Source organism: Pedobacter jeongneungensis (genome assembly GCF_039538295.1).
GTDB lineage: Bacteria > Bacteroidota > Bacteroidia > Sphingobacteriales > Sphingobacteriaceae > Pedobacter > Pedobacter jeongneungensis.
The window spans coordinates 422913-443566 of the sequence record NZ_BAABBY010000005.1 but is presented as its reverse complement, the minus strand read 5'-3'; the positions used below and the strand labels follow the sequence as shown (position 1 = coordinate 443566).

General features: G+C 36.9%; 18 protein-coding genes and 1 pseudogene. All 19 read right to left on the bottom strand.

Annotation, left to right across the window (positions count from 1 at the left end; translation table 11 throughout):
* Positions 1-2: 2 nt before the first annotated feature.
* Entirely contained in the window at positions 3-410 is a 408-nt protein-coding gene (locus tag ABD769_RS12190) for a sugar 3,4-ketoisomerase (RefSeq protein WP_344851688.1), read from the bottom strand.
* A gap of 238 nt (positions 411-648) precedes the next feature.
* Positions 649-2991, bottom strand: coding sequence for a GumC family protein (locus tag ABD769_RS12185; RefSeq protein ID WP_344851687.1), 2343 nt, complete (start codon positions 2989-2991; stop codon positions 649-651).
* 14 nt (positions 2992-3005) lie between these two features.
* The gene (locus ABD769_RS12180) at positions 3006-3812 is read right to left on the bottom strand and encodes a polysaccharide biosynthesis/export family protein (RefSeq protein WP_344851686.1); all 807 of its coding nucleotides are present in this window, start codon (positions 3810-3812) and stop codon (positions 3006-3008) included.
* Between the two features lie 168 nt (positions 3813-3980).
* The gene (locus ABD769_RS12175) at positions 3981-4721 is read right to left on the bottom strand and encodes a tyrosine-protein phosphatase (protein WP_344851685.1); all 741 of its coding nucleotides are present in this window, start codon (positions 4719-4721) and stop codon (positions 3981-3983) included.
* A gap of 244 nt (positions 4722-4965) precedes the next feature.
* Positions 4966-5770 (bottom strand): annotated as a pseudogene (locus ABD769_RS12170) (GDP-mannose 4,6-dehydratase); the annotation flags it as partial.
* A gap of 143 nt (positions 5771-5913) precedes the next feature.
* Positions 5914-7191 (bottom strand): nucleotide sugar dehydrogenase, encoded by a 1278-nt coding sequence (locus tag ABD769_RS12165; protein ID WP_344851684.1) that lies wholly within the window; start codon positions 7189-7191, stop codon positions 5914-5916.
* A 248-nt stretch (positions 7192-7439) separates the two neighbouring features.
* Entirely contained in the window at positions 7440-8300 is an 861-nt protein-coding gene (gene rfbA, locus ABD769_RS12160; protein WP_344851683.1) for a glucose-1-phosphate thymidylyltransferase RfbA, read from the bottom strand.
* A gap of 63 nt (positions 8301-8363) precedes the next feature.
* Positions 8364-9227 (bottom strand): dTDP-4-dehydrorhamnose reductase, encoded by an 864-nt coding sequence (gene rfbD / locus ABD769_RS12155; protein WP_344851682.1) that lies wholly within the window; start codon positions 9225-9227, stop codon positions 8364-8366.
* Complete coding sequence (gene rfbC, locus ABD769_RS12150; protein WP_344851681.1) at positions 9224-9772, bottom strand: dTDP-4-dehydrorhamnose 3,5-epimerase; 549 nt, start codon at positions 9770-9772, stop codon at positions 9224-9226. Before rfbC ends, rfbD begins: the two co-directional genes overlap by 4 nt.
* The gene (rfbB, locus tag ABD769_RS12145) at positions 9772-10824 is read right to left on the bottom strand and encodes a dTDP-glucose 4,6-dehydratase (RefSeq protein ID WP_344851680.1); all 1053 of its coding nucleotides are present in this window, start codon (positions 10822-10824) and stop codon (positions 9772-9774) included. Before rfbB ends, rfbC begins: the two co-directional genes overlap by 1 nt.
* A 210-nt stretch (positions 10825-11034) precedes the next feature.
* Positions 11035-11598: a DUF3109 family protein gene (locus ABD769_RS12140; RefSeq protein WP_086549448.1), complete on the bottom strand. Its 564-nt coding sequence runs from the start codon at positions 11596-11598 to the stop codon at positions 11035-11037.
* Positions 11599-11600: 2 nt separating this feature from the next.
* Entirely contained in the window at positions 11601-12374 is a 774-nt protein-coding gene (locus tag ABD769_RS12135; RefSeq protein WP_344851679.1) for a DUF3108 domain-containing protein, read from the bottom strand.
* 102 nt (positions 12375-12476) lie between these two features.
* On the bottom strand, positions 12477-12992 hold the full coding sequence (locus ABD769_RS12130) for a DUF2480 family protein (protein ID WP_344851678.1): 516 nt from the start codon (positions 12990-12992) through the stop codon (positions 12477-12479).
* A gap of 65 nt (positions 12993-13057) precedes the next feature.
* Positions 13058-15130, bottom strand: a complete 2073-nt coding sequence (locus tag ABD769_RS12125; protein WP_344851677.1) for a peptidylprolyl isomerase — start codon at positions 15128-15130, stop codon at positions 13058-13060.
* Positions 15131-15407: 277 nt separating this feature from the next.
* Positions 15408-15980, bottom strand: coding sequence for a hypothetical protein (locus ABD769_RS12120; RefSeq protein WP_344851676.1), 573 nt, complete (start codon positions 15978-15980; stop codon positions 15408-15410).
* Entirely contained in the window at positions 15980-17272 is a 1293-nt protein-coding gene (gene bamG, locus ABD769_RS12115; protein ID WP_344851675.1) for a BamG family beta-barrel-assembly machinery protein, read from the bottom strand. Before bamG ends, ABD769_RS12120 begins: the two co-directional genes overlap by 1 nt.
* A gap of 1 nt (position 17273) precedes the next feature.
* On the bottom strand, positions 17274-18008 hold the full coding sequence (locus ABD769_RS12110) for a type III pantothenate kinase (protein ID WP_344851674.1): 735 nt from the start codon (positions 18006-18008) through the stop codon (positions 17274-17276).
* Positions 18009-18163: 155 nt separating this feature from the next.
* A complete protein-coding gene (locus ABD769_RS12105) occupies positions 18164-19144 on the bottom strand; it encodes a DUF6427 family protein (protein WP_344851673.1) in 981 nt (326 codons plus the stop codon).
* 494 nt (positions 19145-19638) lie between these two features.
* Positions 19639-20640 (bottom strand): glycosyltransferase family protein, encoded by a 1002-nt coding sequence (locus tag ABD769_RS12100; protein ID WP_344851672.1) that lies wholly within the window; start codon positions 20638-20640, stop codon positions 19639-19641.
* Positions 20641-20654 lie beyond the last annotated feature (14 nt).

Genomic DNA, 20654 nt, shown 5'->3' with positions numbered 1-20654 from the left:
ACCTAAAATTTATTTAACGAACAATATTTGTTGAAATCTCTCTCATAATCGTCTGCGGAAAACTTGGTTGATGCAACAATAAAACCCAGTGCATTTGTAGAGAAATTTTCCATATGCCGCCAAGTTCCTTTTGGAACATATAAGCCATAATAAGACCTATTTAGTGAGATTTTTTTTTCAGACATGCCATCATTCAATACTACATCAAAACTTCCACTTAAAGCGATGATAATTTCTTCATTTTCGTAATAACTATGTCCACCTCTCACTTCTCCTCCTGGTACATCGTATATCCAATAGGTCCTTTCAATCTTGAAAGGTATATGTTTGTATTCTTCTAGAAATGAGAGATTGCCTCTCTCATCTAAAATTTTCGGCAAATTTATTTTCTTTACCCTATCTAAGCTCATAGCCACGTAATTGGTTTTTATAAATTATTTCGAATAGTAAGAACTGATTCAGCAATTCACAAAACTACCAATGCTCTCATCAAAATCAACCACCAGAAAATTGGTGTTGCAAATGTTTATATTTATAGATGACTTGTTAGTTTCTTGAATCATTAAACTATAGCTGATCCCCTTATAAAATAATATTGTTCAAAATATCGGACTGAATCTCTTATATAAAAAATATTTTAGTTCTATTTTATCTTTTAAAGATTCTTCGGTACCATTTTTCATTTGTGTTTTCGCCATAAGTTCCATACCCGTAGCCATAACCATAATATTTACTAATAATATCATTAACCACAATTCCGAGATTCTTCATTTTGTTCGTCAGGTACAATTCTTCAACTATTTTAAGCTGATTCTTTTGTGTCACTTTCTGTCTTACCAAATACAAAGTTACATCAGCATATCTGGAAAGTAATTGAGCATCGGCGATAATTCCTACAGGGGGAGCGTCCATAATTATATAATCAAACTCAAGTTTCAATTTCTCGATAAGACTTGGAACATGTTCATTCATTAATGTCTCGGCTGGATTTGGCGGCAAAGGCCCAGATGAAATAATAAACATATTTTTATTGATCGATAATGGCTTAACAATATCGGCCATCTTTACTTCAGGACTTATGGTAAAATTACTGAATCCCATGTCATTTCGTACCCCTAATTTTGCAGACAGACCTGGTTTGCGTAAATCCAATTCCATCAACAATACCTTCTTTCCGGCTAAAGCTAAGATATTACCTAAATTAATAGCTGTAAAAGACTTACCCTCTCCACTCATACTGGAGGTTAAAAGGATAATTTTTTCATTTTCTTTTTTGAGGTAGAACGAAAGGTTAGTGCGTAAAGCCCTGAATTGCTCTGAGATGGCAGACCGGCTTTGGTTAGCAACAACCAAATTATCGTCGCTTTTATTATGGCTAATTTCACCTATTACTGGAACTCTGGTGAGTGAAGTGATCTCTTCTTTTGTATCTATGCTTGTATTAAATATTTCTAATCCAAAAACCATTGATATAGGAAAAACTATCCCCATAATTAAACCCAAGAAATAGATTATACTTTTCTTGGGGCTAGACGGCGTAACTTCCGACTTTGGAGGGTCAATAGTTTTGGCAATTGAGATATTAGCGGTTTTTGAAATATTAGTTTCTTCCGCTTTCTGCATCAAAAAGATGTACAATTCTTGCTTAATTTGTTGATTTCTGGCTAATTTCAAATAGTTTTTTTCGACTTGAGGTACACCAGAAATTTGATTCTCAGCAGATTTTAATTGGTTCCTTAGTTTATCCCTGGTAAGCAGAGCAGCTTTTTTAGTACTTTGAATGTTCGAAATTATATTATTACGCAGTTCTGCAATCTGCTGATCTATATTTTGAATAAATGGACTTTGTTCAGTAACACTCAACAGTTGTCTTTCCCGTTCGATAACTAAAGAATTGTAGTGTTCCATAATATTAGAAAATACGATATCTTGTGGGATAAGCGAAGATGGAAATGCACGTTTACTATTACCGCCGTCTTTTATGTATTTTTCTAATTCAGAAACTACGCTAACCTGAGTTTCAGCCTTAGCTAATTCTGCAGAGAATTGGCCTGAACTTTGGACCAATAACTTTCCCTGCTCACTCATATCTGCGAGTTGATTTTGTTGCTTAAAGTTCTCTACTTTGTTTTCAACATCCCCTAATTCAGAGGCAATAACATTTAATCTTTCTTTGATAAAACGATACGTACTATCAGCTACAGCATTCTTATCATTCAAATTAGATTGCGTATATTTTTTAATTAAGGTATTTAAAATATCTTCGCCTTTCTTTGGTAATGGATAAGTTAATTTCAGATCAATGATACTTACTTGCTTATTACTAGCAGCAACAGAAAATTGCCCCATAAGAGATGCAACTTTTGAATCAATTGAACTAATAGAGACATAAAATTCACCCTCACTCGACATATTAGAAGAATTTGATTCTATTTCTAAGACACCAATACCTGGAAAATTGAAAGTTTCATTCAAACTAGCTTCTTTTTTAAAATCTTTGGTACTAACTAAAAATTTATTTGGCGAAACTTTAACCACTTTCAATTTTGCAGGTGCTATCGTGTCAACACTTTTAAGAATATTAATTTTAAATGGTGATTGATATAATTCACGACTAACTAAACCTATTTTCTTTGAATAAACAATATTTAACCGCATATCCCTTACCACTTGTTCCATGAGAAATCTGGTTTTTAAGATTTCGACTTCATTATCGACGGAGTTTTTAGAACCCATTATTCCACCTAAATCCATCAAAGCTCCAGCCTGTTTGCCTATTCCACTACCTTTCTGATCATCATTGACAATTAATTTTGCTGAAATTTGAAAACTTGGAGCTGTATATTTTCCATATATATAAGCAGTAAATAGGCAAATGATGATACTTATTAAAAACCAGTTCCACTTATCTAAAAATTTATTAAATATGTCTTTAAAATTAATTTCTACTTCTTCACGCTCATGTGCGCTATTCATTTCTGGATTATTCATTTAAACAGCTGCTATTATTTAAAGTTAGAAATAGCCAAAACAATTACCGAAACTACGGAGGCAATTACGCCTATTGTTTGGATTTGAGCAGAATTAGAAGCAGAAACCTTACGCTTATTGGGTTCCACATAAATTACATCATTCTGCTTTAAATAGTAGAATGGGCTGCTAAAAATGTTACTGGAATTGAGGTCCAACCTTGCAAATTCTTTTTTACCATTATTGTCGCGAACAATCAATACATTTTCTCTTCTGCCATAAATGGTCAAATCCCCCGCCAGACTTAATGCATCTAAAATTGTCACTTTTTCATTGGGTAGCGTATAAGCAGATGGCGCATTTACCTCGCCCAACACACTTACTTTAAAATTGGCAAAACGCAATTGCACATTAGGCTGTTTGTAAACATCTGTGGCTTTTTCACGAATCAATTCCCTTGCCTGATAGGTAGTTAAACCTGCCACTTTTAATTTTCCAATAAGTGAGAGTTCAATCTCTCCATTTTTATCGACTAAAAAACCGGTACTTTGGGATGCTAAGCTACTATTTGTGTTACCACCCAATGTAGGCGTTGATGCGGCTTGATTAATAATGGCTCCACTTTGAGGGTTTAATGTAAAGACATTGATGCTTAATATATCATCTGGCTGGATTACAGGCTCCGTAAAAGCAATTGCACTATCTAATCTAGCTTGTTTAACTGACTGAATGTCTTGGAAATAAGCAATTTTTTTATTGCTCACGCAAGAGCAGGAAAGAGTAATCGCAAAAAACAGAACTGCCAGTCTTGATCTCTTATTCAAATTAAATTTTTTATTCATAGATATAAATCTGTTCTAACAATATTGTAAATGACGAACAGCTTGCAAACTTAATCATTTAATTGTAATATCTAAAAGTCATAATTTCAGAATAATTATGATAAGTTTAATTTGAGCGTTAGTTATAAATATGATGCCAATTTTGACTTTCCAATGTAGAAATAAAGATTAGATCAAAACCGATCCAAAAACTTCCTGGTTTCTAAATCCGTAAGTACCAATTAAATCGTATAGTTTTCCAGACTGCACTGCATCGGTTAAAGTGCTTAGATGCTTATCATGATGTAAATCAGTACCTGCTAGGTCATACATTTTTTCTTTTAAAAGTGACTCAGCAAGCTGCTTTACATCTTTACCATAGTATCCCAAAACCGACAAAAGATTCAATTGTAATAAACAGCCTTTTTCTTTAAAGCGTTTTAAGCGACTTTTATCTTTAAAATAGAAGGTATAGCGCTCAGGATGTGCTAGGACTGGCTTATAACCTTTAATCTCAACGTCAAATATAGTTTGACTGATACCCGGGCTTTCAGATAAGTAAGACATTTCTATCAGCAGGTGTTTTTGATCCAACGTACATAGACTTTCGTTCAGATCAAAGTCCTGATCTATCATATATTCTGCTCCGGCGCCTAACTTTGTCGAAATATTGGCATCATCAAGTGCTGTTTGTAAATCGGTTTTGGCCTTATTGATACTTTGAGGCGTATTGGGATATAGTTCCTTTAATATGTGAGGGGTAGCAATTAATTGTTCAAAGCCCAATTCGGTCAGTGATTTCACAAATCGAACAGAGGTTGCTACATCCGGTGATCCATCATCAATACCTGGCAAAATATGAGAATGTATATCTACCCCAAGCCATGAGATATCGGTAATTTTATTTTTCTTACTAAAAAAGCTTAACATATAATATTAAATCAACTCACTTATAATTAATATTTAGCATTTTAACTAAACCCTGATAATCTGTAGATTAAGAGCAAAAAGATGATTACTTAAATTAACTGTATAAATTTAAAACATTTTATACTGTTTTCCTATAAACAGTAGATTATATCAGACAAATAGTCGAAATGATCTCCTCTAAAAATTTACATCTTAATCCTAACTCCAGAAATGAATCAATATCACTTCTTTATATTATAAAATATTATTCAAAATAATCCAGGGTCTTAAAAGCACCCTCTTTTAAACATCCATCTTTTTTCATTGAATGACGATCAGAGAACATCATATCTTTAACTAAGGCAGCAAGATCATATTAGGCTCCCACCCCAATTTCTTTTTAGATTTGGTTGGATCTCCCAATAATAAATCTACGTCTGCTGGCCTGAAACATTTAGAATCAACGTGTACAATCGTACTGCATAAGAATAATTTATCGCTTCTTAATCCGTATTGATTCAAGAGCTCTTCATTTAAACCAATTATTACACCATTTTCATCTTTCCCCGAAAATCTGACACCAATCCCCAACTCTGCAAAACTCATGCGCACGAAATCGCGAACAGTGGTGGTAATACCTGCAGCTATAACGAAATCTTCTGGCCTTTCTTGTTGCAGAATTAACCACATAGCCTCAATACAATCTTTAGCATGGCCCCAATCCCTTTGAACAGCAAGATTACTTAGATAAAGGAATTTTTGCAGGGCTAAAGCAATTTTAGCTTCAGCCCTGGTACTTATGCGGGTAACAAAAGTTTCACCCCTTAATGGACTTTTGTGATTAAATAAAATTCCATTGCAGGCAAACATATCGTATGCTTCACGGTAATTTACTGTAATCCAATAAGCATACATTTTGGCAGCAACATAAGGAGAACGGGGATAAAAAGGAGTGGTTTCGCTTTGTGGAACAGCTTGTACCAATCCATAAAATTCGGAAGTGCTGGCCAGATGAACCCGGTTTTTTTTATTAAACCTAAAATACGTACTGCTTCTAATAAACTTAAGGTACAAAATACCCTTTTTTTTAGTTAAAATTCTGCCAAATATGCTCTGTCCTGTAATAGCTGTAATTAAAGCAGCATTGAATTTATTGATGTATTTTACGCGCTACAAACATACTGAATATTTTAAAATGACAATTGATGAACGATTATAATCTGGCATCAGTTAACTCTCTATCTATAAAAGATTTTGTATCGAAAATTATGGCGCCATTTTCTCGAAAGCTCCTGTAATCAATTTCTAAAAATTGCTGATGGGCAACGGCCAAAATAAGCACATCATAATGCATAAATCGGTTATTTTCGATTAGTTGGATATTGTATTCCACATTCACTTCACCAGCATCAGCCCATGGATCGTAAACATCCACCTCCATACCAAAAGACTTTAGTTCTTTATAAATATCTATTACTTTCGTATTTCTTGTATCAGGGCAGTTTTCTTTAAAAGCAAAACCTAATATCAGTGCTTTGGCACCATTGATCACTTTATCTCTGGCGACCAACATCTTGATTACCTTATTGGCGACAAACATACCCATGTTATCATTTACTCTGCGCCCAGAAAGAATTACTTCAGGTTTGTAGCCTAGAGCCTCCGATTTATGTGCTAAATAATATGGATCTACGCCAATACAATGCCCGCCAACTAAACCAGGTTTATAATTAAGAAAATTCCATTTGGTTGCTGCCGCAGCAAGCACATCGGCTGTGTCAATGTTCATACGATCGAAGATTAAAGCCAATTCATTAACAAATGAGATATTGACGTCTCGCTGCGCATTTTCGATAGCTTTTGAAGCTTCTGCAACTTTGATACTAGGTGCTAAATGAGTTCCTGCCGTAATAATTGACGCGTACAGTTGGTCGATCTCCTCTGCAATAACAGGAATAGAACCCGATGTTACTTTTTTAATTTTGGTAAGTGTATTTATTTTATCACCAGGGTTGATCCGTTCTGGTGAATAACCACAGAAAAAATCGATATTATATTTTAAGCCTGAAATTTTCTCTAAAACCGGCACACAATCTTCTTCAGTACAGCCTGGATAAACGGTAGATTCATAAATCACAATATCGCCAACTTTGAGCACAATGCCCAGCATTTTGCTTGCTGCAAGCAAAGGTTGCAGATCGGGCCTCTTAAGATGATCGATAGGTGTGGGTACAGTTACAATATAGATGGTGCAAGTTGCTAGATCAGGTAAACTTGAACTCAAGCTTAATCCATTATCTGTTAAGGAACAGACCAACTTCAGATCATCCAGATTAGCTTCATGGGTACGATCTTCGAACTGTTTTAGTTCTTCTACACGACCTTCATTGGTATCGAAACCAATTACTTTGTATTTTTTAGCAAATTCAATAGCCAAAGGAAGTCCGACGTAACCTAAACCAATAATGGCAATCTGCTTTTTTTTATTCATTTTTCTTTCGGTGATGGAGCAAAGATAAGATAAATGGAGGAAGGTTTAATTCGTTTGATTATTACCGGAGGAATTCTTGGGTCACAAAATCTTAAAAAGCAAAATACGAAAAGATGGATTTAGCTAAATAAAGATTTTATATATTGAAAGATTCTTCGCTTCGCTCAGAATGACAAAGCTATAAAAATAAAATCTCTGGTAAGTACAAGTGTATTTACCGGAGATTAACAAGGATATTTTAGATAAAATTACTTAATCTGTTTTAACAAATAACTACCATAACCACTTTTAACCAATGGGGTAGCAATAGCTTTAAGCTGTTCTGCATTGATAAAGCCCATGCGATAGGCAATCTCTTCAATACATCCGATTTTTAAGCCCTGGCGCTCTTCGATAATCTGCACAAATTGACCTGCCTGCATTAAAGAGGTAAATGTTCCGGTATCTAACCAGGCAGTACCACGACTTAACACGCCTACTTTCAATTTACCACGCTCTAAATAAACACGGTTTACATCGGTAATTTCGTACTCACCACGTGGAGAAGGTTTGATGTTTTTTGCGATTTCGACTACCTCATTATCGTAGAAATATAATCCTGGCACTGCATAATCAGATTTTGGCTGAACAGGCTTTTCTTCGATAGAAATAGCATTTTTGTGTTCATCAAACTCCACCACGCCGTAACGTTCCGGATCAGCAACCTGATACGCAAATACTACACCTCCATCTGGATCGGAACTGCCCTGTAATAATTTCGCCATGCCATCACCGTGAAAAATATTATCACCAAGCACCAGTGCTACTTTATCTTTACCGATAAACTCTTCACCAATTACGAAAGCCTGCGCCAGTCCATTAGGTTCTGCCTGCACAGCATAGCTAAATCTACAGCCTAATGAAGCGCCATCACCTAATAATTTCTCGAAATTAGGAAGATCGTGTGGGGTAGAGATAATGAGTATTTCTTTTATCCCGGCCAACATTAAGGTAGACAAAGGATAATAAATCATCGGTTTGTCGTAAACCGGCATCATTTGTTTACTACAGGCAAGGGTTAATGGATGTAAACGCGTTCCGCTGCCACCAGCTAAGATTATACCTTTCATATTAGATTTGAGATTTGAGATATTAGATTGAAGTGAATAGTCCAACCTAATGATCTATATTTTTTATCTGTTATTGTCAATTTGTTTTATACACTCCACCAGGCTATCTCTCCAATAAGGAATATTAAGTTTAAATGTATTTTTTATTTTAGATTTATCCATTACCGAAAAAGCCGGACGGGTAGCTTTAGTTGGATAAGCAGATCCTGGGATAGGATTTACTTTAACTGTTGTTTCACTGATATCAAAAATTGCCCTGGCAAAATCGAACCACGAGGTCACACCTTCATTGCTATAATGATATATCCCGTAAGCCGAAGATGAAGAAGTAATCACATCAAAAATGGCATTTGCCAGATCGATAGCATAGGTTGGTGTACCTACCTGATCGGCAATGATATTCAATTCATCACGTTCGGCACCAAACTTCAACATGGTTTTTACGAAATTATTCGCATATTCAGAATATAACCAGCTGGTACGGATGATGAAATGAGCAGGTAATATTGATGCTACAGCTTTTTCTCCATCAAGTTTTGTTAAGCCATAAACATTGATCGGTTTTGCTTCATCTTCTTCTTTAAGCAATTTCACTTCATTTCCTTCGAAAACGAAATCGGTAGAAACGTGTACTAATGTTGCGCCATTGGCCAAACAAGCTGAAGCCAGATAAGCTGCGCCAGTCTCATTAATCGCTTTGGCTAAATCAAGTTCATCTTCTGCTTTATCAACGGCAGTATAAGCTGCACAATTGATTACATAAGCAGGTTTTTCTTTTGCTAAAAGATCATTTAAGCCACTTTGATTTAATATATTTGCGTCCTTTTCGGGCGGAAAAACTATTTCAGTAATTCCTCTTCGCTCTGCAACTACCTTTAAGCACCGGCCTAGCTGCCCACCAGCACCAATTACTAATATTTTAGTCATATATGTTGTAATTCGGCAAATGTTTTTAAAAGTAAATCTTTATCAGAAATAGCCTGATCCTTTTCTGGGATCAACCAATCAATATTCAGATCCAAATCGTTATAAATCACTCCAACTTCTGAAGCTTTATTAAAAAAATTATCACACTTATATACAAATTCAGCACTTTTACTCAACACCGAAAAACCATGTAAAAATCCTCTTGGAATATACACTTGCAGCTTATTCACAGCATTTAGTTTTATTGAGAAATGTTTGCCATAAGTTGGTGAACCTGGGCGTGCATCAACCGCAATATCCAAAACCTCACCACTAATTACACTTACCAATTTAGCCTGAGCAAATTCACCAGCTTGAGCATGAAGACCTCGGATTACTCCATAAGATGAATAAGATTGATTGTCCTGAACGAATCTTCCTGAAAAACCAGTATTTGCTTCGAAGACATTTTGATTGAAACTCTCAAAAAAATAGCCCCTTGGATCTTCGAATACCCTTGGCTTAATTATCAGGCAGTCTTTTAAACCTGTTTGCTCGATTTCCATTATTTACTGCTATACTGTTGTTCGTAATAAGATTGATAATTGCCAGAAGTTACGTTGTTTAACCAGTCTTCATTTTGTAAATACCAGTCGACAGTTTTAGCTAACCCCTCTTCAAACTGCAGGCTTGGAACCCAATCCAGTTGATTTTGAAGTTTACTTGAATCGATGGCATAACGTAAATCATGACCAGCACGATCGGTTACATAGGTAATCAATTTAGCTGATTCCCCAGCTTCGCGATCTAGTTTTTGATCCATGATGGTACAAAGTAAATTGATCAGGTCAATATTTTTCCATTCGTTGTGGCCACCAATATTGTAGGTATCACCAGTTTTTGAATTGTGGAAAATCACATCGATTGCCCTGGCATGATCTTCTACCCATAACCAATCGCGTACATTTTCTCCTTTACCGTAAACGGGTACAGGTTTATTATTTTTAATATTATTAATGGCTAACGGGATCAGTTTCTCTGGAAAATGATGAGAACCATAATTGTTAGAGCAGTTAGAAATAACGCAATCCATGCCATAGGTATCGTGGTAAGCCCTCACAAAGTGATCTGAACTGGCTTTTGAAGCCGAATATGGACTATGCGGATCGTAAGCAGTGGTTTCGGTGAACATACCTTCTTCGCCTAATGCACCATATACCTCATCGGTACTTACATGGTAAAAACGTTTTTTATCGTAATCGCCTTTCCAATATTCTCGGGCTGCATTCAATAAATTTACTGTGCCAATTACATTGGTAATTACAAAAGCTGTTGGATCAGAGATAGAACGATCTACATGGCTTTCTGCGGCAAGATGAATCACTGCATCGAAATTTTCTGTTTTAAACAGGTCAAACATCGCATTTGCATCTGTAATATCTTCTTTTACAAATCTATAGTTTGGCTTGTTTTCAATATCTGTTAAATTAGCAAGATTACCGGCATAGGTAAGTTTGTCTAAATTAACAATTTCGTATTGAGGATAGTTATTGACAAAACGGCGGACTACATGGGAGCCAATAAAGCCCGCACCACCAGTGATTAAGATTTTTTTCACAGTTATTAAATGATTTTCAATGGGCTAAAGTAAGCTAGATTTATACAAAAAACAACTTAATTTTGACATAAGCTAAAAAACTAAACAAAATAATTTAGAAGCAATTAGCAAGCTTGGGGCCATTATCTTTCTATTAAAAAGATAAGCTGATAATTAAAATAGATATTCTATAATAAAGCATAGATATAATCTATCTTTAGATTTGAGCGCTTACATCGCCGCCACAGAACTTTCTAACTCTTTATACCACTCCTCTCCATACTTCCGGATTAGTGGTCCTTTTAGAAAACTATAAACCGGCACTTTAAGCTCTCGGCCAAAGGTACAGGCATCGTGACAGATGTGCCAACGATCATAATTCAGCACATCAAATTCAGGGTATTTGGTAATGCGGATAGGGTATAAGTGGCAAGAGATAGGCTTCTGCCAATCTACAATACCTTGCTCATAAGCTTTTTCGATAGCACATTTGGTAATGCCTCCTTCAAAAAGCACATAAGCACATTCTTTATTTTTATCAACACAGGGTGTGGTTAAATCGCCATCTTCGTCAACAACATAAACGCCTTGTTCTTCAATGGCCTTAATGCCTTTTTCGTTTAACAGGTGTTTGATCTTCGGATAAATCTCTTCCAAAATAGCTTTCTCATCATTATCCAAAGGTGCGCCCGAATCGCCTTCTACACAACAAATCCCTTTGCACTTGCTTAAATTACAAACAAAGTTTTCTTTCAACACATCTTCGTGCACCAGCACCTGTTCAACTTCTATCATCATTATTCTTTTGCTAAAGCGTATTTAAGGCCGTCGGCCGATTTTAATTCCATGGTTACCGCACCCACCAATATTTCTACCTGAGCTTTTACCGGTACACGGTTTCCGTCGTCGGTTACCCAAAGGTACAACCTGCTGTCTTTTTTAAAAATCCTTCCAGGCTTTATTGAAGGACTGAATTTTAAACAGCGGATATTGCCTAGTTTATTCTTAACGGTTTCTTTACCAACATATTCAACCTCAAGTGCTGAAATTTCGTCGCCAAGGAAATAGTTCAGTTTAAATTTATCGCCAACTTTTATTTTACTGATATCCAAACTTCTGGCAAAATAATAGGCCGAAACAAGATCAAAAGTCTGGTTTGTTGGCGTGGTAAATGTTCCCCTGTTCGAAACTACTTTTTTTCCGTCCTGATTAAAACGTGCTTTATCCTGACGCTTATAACTGGCTTCGCGGATATTCTCCTGATAGAAATATGGCAAAAGGTCAGTTTTATCAATATAAGAATCGTAATGATCCCTTATTTTATAAAAAATATCGAAAGTACCTGAAGTCTGCGCATCAACAGTAAGTTTATAGGTAGGCCTGTTATCAAACTTTAAATCAGAATTGGTTACTTTAATGGTGGCTTCTGCTGCTGTAATAAACCCGTACCTGAGCTTATATTGTAAAACTTCGCCTTCCTGAAATACAGCATCTTTCTTCAGCGGAAGTTCCTGAGCCACTGCAAAAAGGCTAAATAAGCTGGCCGTTAGGGTTATCAATATCTTTTTCATTGCTTTTGTATTCATTTGTGTGTGGTTGAGAAAGAACCGGGTCTCTTTAAAATCCACTCAAATTCTTTTCTCTATGAAGATATACAAAAAGCAAACCAAAATTTAATCTTTTCGCTTATATACAGGTACGGTAGAACACGGCTCGCCAAACATGATGCTTTTAACCATTGGAGTAAGCAAATTGGTAATTTCTACATAAGCCGAAACAGGTATATCGATGTCGCCGCAGCCTTTTACCACCACACGCTCATTAGCATAATCCTGCGGATTCACTTTAGATAAGGCTTTGGTAAACAATACCGCTTCTAAAGTATCCAGCCCGCCAAAAACTACTTCATTGGCATAAGGCTGCAGTTTATTGGCCAATAACATATAAGCCCAGGTAGGAACAATGGCATCTGCAGAGCAGGTAATGGCTACGTTTTTATCCTGGTACTGTGCCCAATCGTGATCTTTGATAAAAGCCCTGAAATCTTTTTCCCTCAGCATTAAGCCATGAAAAAGATTATCTACAATATCATATACAACTCTTTCGCCTTTATGGTAAAAGTCTTCGAGGTTTAAGGTGATTAAACCGCTGCTGGCAACTTTATTAACAATGTTCTCTTGAATTTCCATGGCCTTAAATAAAAAAACCGTTCCGAAGATTTATCGGAACGGTTACAAAATTACGTATTTTCTGATTAATAGAATTTCACACGATTGTCTTTTATCTTGGCATTTTCCTGTAAAGCCTGGAAAGCAGATCCTAATGAACGCTGACCTAAACTTAACAACATGCTTTCTTTTTGTTTAAACATGTTTGCAATTGGAGCGGGATTTGTAAAACCATCAACGGTAAATACATATACACCGCGCTCGCCCTGAACAGGCGCAGATACTTTACCTGGCTGCGAACCAAATACACTACCTACTAAAGCATTTTCTTGTGCAACACCTGGAATTACCGGATTGGCAAATACAACATTTTGAACTGGGTTAACCGGACGGGCAACTTTAGCAGCAACCTGATCTAAGTTAGAACCTGCATTAGCCAGTTTCTCTTTCAATTGCTTTGCTTTAACCGCATTGATTACCATTGGTTCGATTTCTTTTTTCACATCAGCCAATGATAAAATACCTTTAGGACTAATGTTGGTTAAGTGCGCTACCACATAAGCATTGCTCATGGTGTAAATTTCTGGTAATACATCACCTTTATCTGCTGCATAAGCATCCTGGATTAGTTTACGCGGATTATCTAAACCGGCTGCAAATCCTTGTGTTGGTGCAACTTTATCAGCCACACCTACTTTTAATCCTTTTTGGGTTGCAAACTTGCTAAAATCGTTACCTTTTACATCAGCTAAGAAACTGCTTGCTGCTTTATAAGCTGCTGCCTGTGTTTTGCTACTTGCTGCCAATGCTTTTTCTACATAAGCCAGTTTAGCTACTTTAGAAGAACCGATCTGTTTTTCGATTTTAATTACATGGTAACCAAATTGTGATTTTACCACTTTAATATCACCAGTTTTACCATCGAAAGCAGCGTTTTCAAATTCCGGAACCATTGCACCACGTGCAAAAGTACCCAATTCGCCACCTTTATCTTTCGAACCGTCTACACTGTAGTTTTTAGCCAGTTCGGCAAAGTTGCCACCTTTTAAAATTAATGCTTTTAATGAGTCAGCTAATTTAACTGCTCTATCTTCGCCACCTACTTTAGCAGGATCGATTAAGATGTGGCTTGCTTTTACCGAATCAGGAGAGATACGGGTAGCAACAACTTTAATAATTTTGTATGAGTTACCGGTTAATTTCGGACCATAGAAGCTACCTGCGGGTAAAGCGAACACTGCTGAATCAATTGCAGGATCTAATTTCCCTTTTGTTAAGTAAGTAAACGGAACTTTAACTTCTGAATTGATTGCTGCGAAAAGTGAATCGTTTTTAGCCACCTGGAAATCTGCAGCAATTTTATCAACCTGAGTTTTGATTGCTAATGAATCTGCCTTATTTGGGCTGATGCTGAATGTAACATACTCGAAAGCACGTGTTTCCTGAGGATTGTTGAAACGCGCTTTGTTCTGATCGTAATATTCTGAATAATCAGCATCAGTTAATTTAACCGATTTATCTGGAACAGAAGCATAATCTAAACTAACATATTTAAAGTTAGCCAGTTTGTTACGGTTGTTATATTCATCTGTAGCTTCTAATGAAGTTACATAAACCGAGTTACGGATCAAGTTAGAATATTTGGTCTGTAATGCCTGGTTTTTAATCTCTTCCTGTAACATAGTAGATTGCTGTAAAGCCTGAGGTTCTTTCGATTTCAGAAAGTTCATCAAAGTAGCACGGTCTAACTGTCCGGTTTGAGGGTTCGAGAAATATTGTTTAATCAGCGGGCTGGGATTCTGGCCTTGTAATAAATCTAACAGTTCATCTTCTGATACGGTTAAACCTAAACGATCATACTCTTTAGTTAACAAAACTTTTGCAAGCTCTGCGTTCCATGCCTGATCTACAGCCATAGCAGTCATCTGTGCATTTGCACTACCGCCATATTGTTGTTTCATTTGGTTTACACCCTGATCAACTTTTGGACCGAACTCGTCGATATTGATGTCGTTACCATCAATAGATCCTACAACTTTTTGATTTGCCGACCAAAAAGGTTTACCCACGTTAATTGCATCACCTACTAAAAATGCAACAATTGCAAAACCAATTGCGAAGACCAGGATGTAGCCCGCACGGTTACGCAAAAATGTCATTAATCCCATATTGTAATTATAAATTTATTTAGTTCTTTTTTAAGAGGGCGCAAGATACAAATTTGCATTAAAAAAGAAAATACAAAATTTTATTTATCAAGCGCTTAATTATTAAGGGAATGGAAGTCTCTTATTAATGATGGAAGGAATGAATTATTGATTGATAGAATGACAGAATTAGGAGAGGACTGAATTAAAGAATTATTGAAAAATATCAAAAAAATAGATCCAATAAAACATTCAATTAGTTCACCATTCTCTCATCCAATCATTTTTACTAAGGCGCCACGCCCTCTTTCATATTCAGCTCTCCGTTGCCGCTGTCCATTTCGTAAGTGCTAAAATCCTGAGGAGCTTTAAAATTAATCCCTTCACCGATACTGCCATCGGCACCTTTTACATACACGCGCTGGCTGGAGTAGAAATATTTTTTAGATTCGTCCCAGATCAGTTCCTGAGAAGAGAAAGTATCACCCTTGCTGTTCTTCACCACCACATTTTTCCTGAATTCGGTTTTAAGTTCAGCATCTTTCCTGATGGCATAATCGCAAACCAGGTTTCCGTCAATGGTTCCGTTAGGATTATAAAAATCGATGTTTACGCCTTTAACCATCTCCTGGTAGGAGCTTCCGTTGGCAGGCGTAACCTTATCCATTATTGGGGCGTATCCTTTTGCTTTTACTCTTGCAGAATCGCTGTAAGTAATATCAACCCCGATTGTTCTGTCGCGCGATAAAATTGTCTTATTTATAGAAACTGAACTTGCATTTTTTAGATCGTCGTCTCCACATGATGCCAAAAATAAAGGCAACGCCAGAAACAAACCATATAAAACTGCGCTAAGTTTCATTAATCAACCCTGTACTTACGGAACCAGGTATCGTTTAAAGTAAAGCCTAAGTGGAAGTTAATGTACTGCTCTTTTACCAGGTTATTGTTTAAAGTTCCCCTTTGTCCAACTTCTGTTGTAAAATTGATTTTATAGAAGGCAGTACCACCTGTTGCGGTTGGTAACGGGAAACCAAAACCTAATGATGCACCCATTTGCTTGATATCCTGATTGTTGATCCGGATATATGTTTTATCATAGTTTACGCCCAAACGATAATCAATACGTTTCAGATAACTGTTATAAGAGTAGGCATCAGGTGTCCACTGACCACCCAATGATGCTCCCCAACTATCCTGCAAGCCCTGGTTTATACCATTGATACTGGTTTTTGACCATTTGCTCATTCTAAAATCGGCACCAACTAACCACTTATCGTTTTCCTGGATAGCGATACCAAAATTATGTGATAATGGTAAAGTAAGGCTTGATTTTCCGTTGTTGATTGAGCTCAAAGTATCAATCGCTGTATTTTCATTGCCGTCCTGATCTCTGGTATATTGTGTAGCAAAGAATGTTTGTGTAGAATTTATTTTACCCGAAGTACTGCCAGAATAACCTAAAGTAACCAATGTTTTCTTGCCTACATTAAAATCATACTGGATTCCGTAAGAGTAATTTAAACCTGCAACACTGTTTTTATTCTGAAGTTTTGCGTTTAAGGCACCTGCCGACTGAAATTCGGTTGCACGTGTAGTTTGCAGGTTACCAAAAATATATTCTAAGTTACCCCCAATTCTTAAGTGATCGCCAAAACGATAACCATAGCCCAGATAAGCTTTTGATAAACCGCCTTCACCCTCGTAAAGCTGATTTAATGTTGTGGTATCAACTTTTGTAGTGCTTTTATAAGAATAACCTAAATCAGAATAAGGCAAAATACCAAAACTCAGGGCTGATCTTCTTGTAACAGGGGCTGCAAATGCCAGGTGACTGAAAGTAGAATTAAAGCTTGATTCGCTTAAATTACCCCTGGTTAAATTGGTTGTACTGGCACTCATGCCAATATCAATAGTTGTTAAGTTAATGCTAGCATACGATGCAGGATTCTGCATATTGATGTTATTGAAACCGGTAACTTTGCCTACAGCAGTAGAAATACCACCCATTGCCCTAAACTGAGGCAATAAAGATCCTTTTATATTTCCAAGCCCATATCTTGAATATGGTGATGATGTGGTAACCTGTGCCTGCGCACCAAAACCACAAACTAGAACGAGTATGGCTGCAATATAATTTATTCTTCTGTACATTTTAATCTGCAATAGCTTCATTTAATCCTTTTAATACCAGGTAGGGATCTTTTATAATTTGAGGCGCAAAGATGCTGTTTTGTAATTGCTTATACAAAAAATTAGCATCGCCACCTGTTATAATCACCTTTAAGGCACTTTCTTTTTTATTATTTAGGGCAATAAAGCCTTCAATTTCATTTATTATTCCCTGTAAAACACCGTTTTTAATTGCCGACAGGGTATCGGTTCCTTCCGCTATCCCTTCTTTTTCATCCCATTCTACCAAAGGCAACCGGCCAGTAAATTCGTGTACCGCTTTAAAACGCATTTTAATGCCCGGGCTTATGCTGCCGCCAAAATATTCTTTCGATCGGGTTAAGGCATCATAGGTAATACAGGTTCCGGCATCTACCACCAAACTTGCGCTTGTGGGGTATAATCCGTTTGCACCTAAAACTGCAGCCCACCTGTCCAAGCCTAAACTAACTGGTGTTTTGTATCTGTTTTGTACGCCATTAGTCAACAAGGTTGAAAAACGGATGTACTCAGTATGTTTCTTTAAAAATACTTCCAGTGGCCCAATTTCCTGGCTTACACTGCTGATGATGGATTTTGCAGGCGAAAATTTTTCGATCAGCTGCGCTAAATCAATGATGCCCAGTTTATTGAAACGCTGATGGTGAACAATTTCCTTATTTGCAAAAACTGCAACCTTAGCAGCAGAATTTCCAATATCAATGCTTAACCTGCGCATTTAAAATCTCCCTTTGCAAATAATATGTTCTTTAGAAATTCCAATGACTCCATTTTTTATCCATCTGATTAAAACCTAAAAGGCTTCAATTCTAAAATCATGCACAAAGCTATTAATCTTTGTCAAGTTTCGTTCTAGTTATTTGTTAAAAAAGGTTAAACAAACAGAAAATACTGTATAGAAAGTACAAATAAAAGGAACAAAGTTTCGTAAAACCAGCGTTTTTTGGCATTGCTGAAATAGTAGGCCAGCAGCACCGCACCAGGAGGCACACAGAGTAAAAAATGCCATGTTCTGAAATCGGGTTTCAGGTAAAAACTCGCTGCAGAAATGATAAACATAAAAAACAGCAGCTGGAAACTTTTCCTTGTACTGATAAAACTCCTGAAGAAATTTTCGCGCAGCTGTAAAGATGCCAGTATAATAATTACCGCCACCGGAATCAGCACCAGGTAATCGTTATAGTTGATTTTAAACACAGAAGGAAACTTATTGCCCAATGGTTTCCAGATTTGGTAAAATGAACTTAAATTATCATTCCAGTAATAAAATACCGCAAGAAAAAAGAATACGGTAATAAATCCGATCAGTCCGGCTACCCACTCACGCCAGTTAAACGACCTGAAAAGCAACAAGGCTAAAAAGATCATAAACAACATCACCATAAAAGGGAAATACACCAGTGTACCTATGGCAATAATCATCCCGATATCGAAAACCGTGTTGATTGAGTTGGCGCTTTTACCCAGTTTTAAAAATTTGTCGATAATCCAGATCAGCAGAAAATTGCAAATCAATGCCGGAGACAGGATCATGAAGGGCATAAACAAACTCGTTCCGGTAATAAACATCAGCCCGGGCAAAAAACTGGGTTTGCCCAATAAATTGTGGTTATTTACGATGCGGTTAAAAATTAATGCCTGGATGTACACCAGTATGCCTGCAATAAAAATATTGGTAGATGGTGTAAAGGCATTCTCCAAATCTACATTGATCAACAACCTTGCAAAAGGTTCTAAAAAATCGAAGTTCAAATGCGCAGGTATTTCGTAAAAGATGGCCATACGCAAGAAAAACGTGTACGCCAGCAAGAATACGAGGTTAATTGGATTTAGCTTTCTAAACTGATTAATCATGCCTTTTTAAAGAGTAGGCAAAGTAAAGAAAATAATTTAAGAGTAGGGAAGAAAGATGAAGAGTGGAGAGCGGTAGGCGCTGAGCGGAAAGACTAAAGCTTAAAGCGAGGATTTGTAGAATTGTCAGTCTGAGCGGAGTCGAAGACCATTTGGTAGTTGAATGAGGTAGAAGAAAAGGCAAATCTATTATTTTTTGGAAAGCAGGTTCCGGCTCTTTTTGGTTAAGGCAGCCCTGCCATCCGCTTTACCTCTCTGCGTTCGGTGCCCGCTCCTGTCAGGTTTAGAAAACAATGTACTGTGCAAGAACCCGTTTGAGCTTATATTCACTTACATGTCTTAAATGGTTCAAAAATTAAGAATCTTTATACTAGATTTCTCGACTGCGTTTCACTCCGCTCGAAATGACGGTATCTGGAGGGGATTTTTATAAAATAAATCACCCCCCTAGCGATGACAAAACGAGTATAATCGACTCTGGACTATAGACTCCGAACTCAAGACTTCAGACTAACCCTCGCATATTTCCTCACCATATCATCAATAATCTGCGCGGTTTCATCCGGGAAATCAAATTCGTGTTTTTGAGGATTTTCCACCCAGTTTTTAACAATCGGCAACCAGTTACGCGTACTTCCCCAAATTACAGGTAAGCCAAACTGTTTTAAAGCATAGGCATTACATTGCTGCTCAAACTGGAAACGCATAGGCGCAACCAGCAGTTTTTTCTTTAAATAAAGTGCTTCAGCTGGTCCTTCAAAGCCGCCACCGGTAAACAATCCTTCGCAGGTAGCCAGACTTTTATTAAACTTTTCGTTATTAACAGGTTCTACAAAAACATTCCCTTGCTGATAAGCAACTTTGCTGTGTTTAGAGAAAACCTGCCAGGTAATATTCGGTATCTGGGTAAAAAGCTTTACCAAACGCTTATCATCAATGGCTGGCAGATATACCGTATAATGTCCTAAATTTTCACTTTTCAGGTTTCTGATCTCTGCCCTGATTACCGGAGTATGAATAAAAGTATCGTAACGGTCAAAATGGAAACCAATGTGGTATCTGGTGGGTGCATAACGGCTCAAAATAAGCTTTCCCCAATCTAAAGTCCTAGGACGGGGTACTTTTTTTGATTTAAATGCAGCCTGATGACTTAATGAAACACATTCGATGCCCTGCAGTTTGCAGGCCCAGGCACTTACCGGTTCAAAATCGTTAACAATTAAATCGTATTCTTTAAGTGGCAACTGTTTCATATCTTTCCTAAAACGGAAAAGATTCATGTTCAGCCAGGTTTTATAATGATCTACACCACCTTTTTTCCCGAAAATGAAACTGAAACCATGTAACTGGTATTTAACGGGCTGACTTAATTTTACATCGGCCTGCGTGCCGCTAACCAAAATGTCCAGTTCGCCATATTTTTGAAGGAGAGGAATAATTTCCCTCGCCCTGCTGATATGACCGTTACCTGTTCCCTGTATTGCGTAAAGTATCTTCATTTATGCCCGAATAT

Excerpts from the sequence above, each read along its gene's own strand:
- rfbC (WP_344851681.1), bottom strand. The coding sequence starts at position 9,772 with ATGGAAATCGAGCAAACAGGTTTAAAAGACTGCCTGATAATTAAGCCA.
- ABD769_RS12130 (WP_344851678.1), bottom strand. The coding sequence starts at position 12,992 with ATGGAAATTCAAGAGAACATTGTTAATAAAGTTGCCAGCAGCGGTTTA.
- ABD769_RS12165 (WP_344851684.1), bottom strand. The coding sequence starts at position 7,191 with ATGAATAAAAAAAAGCAGATTGCCATTATTGGTTTAGGTTACGTCGGA.
- ABD769_RS12125 (WP_344851677.1), bottom strand. The coding sequence starts at position 15,130 with ATGACATTTTTGCGTAACCGTGCGGGCTACATCCTGGTCTTCGCAATT.
- ABD769_RS12120 (WP_344851676.1), bottom strand. The coding sequence starts at position 15,980 with ATGAAACTTAGCGCAGTTTTATATGGTTTGTTTCTGGCGTTGCCTTTA.
- ABD769_RS12190 (WP_344851688.1), bottom strand. The coding sequence starts at position 410 with ATGAGCTTAGATAGGGTAAAGAAAATAAATTTGCCGAAAATTTTAGAT.
- ABD769_RS12180 (WP_344851686.1), bottom strand. The coding sequence starts at position 3,812 with ATGAATAAAAAATTTAATTTGAATAAGAGATCAAGACTGGCAGTTCTG.
- ABD769_RS12105 (WP_344851673.1), bottom strand. The coding sequence starts at position 19,144 with ATGATTAATCAGTTTAGAAAGCTAAATCCAATTAACCTCGTATTCTTG.
- ABD769_RS12110 (WP_344851674.1), bottom strand. The coding sequence starts at position 18,008 with ATGCGCAGGTTAAGCATTGATATTGGAAATTCTGCTGCTAAGGTTGCA.
- ABD769_RS12140 (WP_086549448.1), bottom strand. The coding sequence starts at position 11,598 with ATGATAGAAGTTGAACAGGTGCTGGTGCACGAAGATGTGTTGAAAGAA.
- ABD769_RS12135 (WP_344851679.1), bottom strand. The coding sequence starts at position 12,374 with ATGAAAAAGATATTGATAACCCTAACGGCCAGCTTATTTAGCCTTTTT.
- ABD769_RS12185 (WP_344851687.1), bottom strand. The coding sequence starts at position 2,991 with ATGAATAATCCAGAAATGAATAGCGCACATGAGCGTGAAGAAGTAGAA.
- rfbD (WP_344851682.1), bottom strand. The coding sequence starts at position 9,227 with ATGACTAAAATATTAGTAATTGGTGCTGGTGGGCAGCTAGGCCGGTGC.
- bamG (WP_344851675.1), bottom strand. The coding sequence starts at position 17,272 with ATGTACAGAAGAATAAATTATATTGCAGCCATACTCGTTCTAGTTTGT.
- rfbA (WP_344851683.1), bottom strand. The coding sequence starts at position 8,300 with ATGAAAGGTATAATCTTAGCTGGTGGCAGCGGAACGCGTTTACATCCA.
- ABD769_RS12175 (WP_344851685.1), bottom strand. The coding sequence starts at position 4,721 with ATGTTAAGCTTTTTTAGTAAGAAAAATAAAATTACCGATATCTCATGG.
- ABD769_RS12100 (WP_344851672.1), bottom strand. The coding sequence starts at position 20,640 with ATGAAGATACTTTACGCAATACAGGGAACAGGTAACGGTCATATCAGC.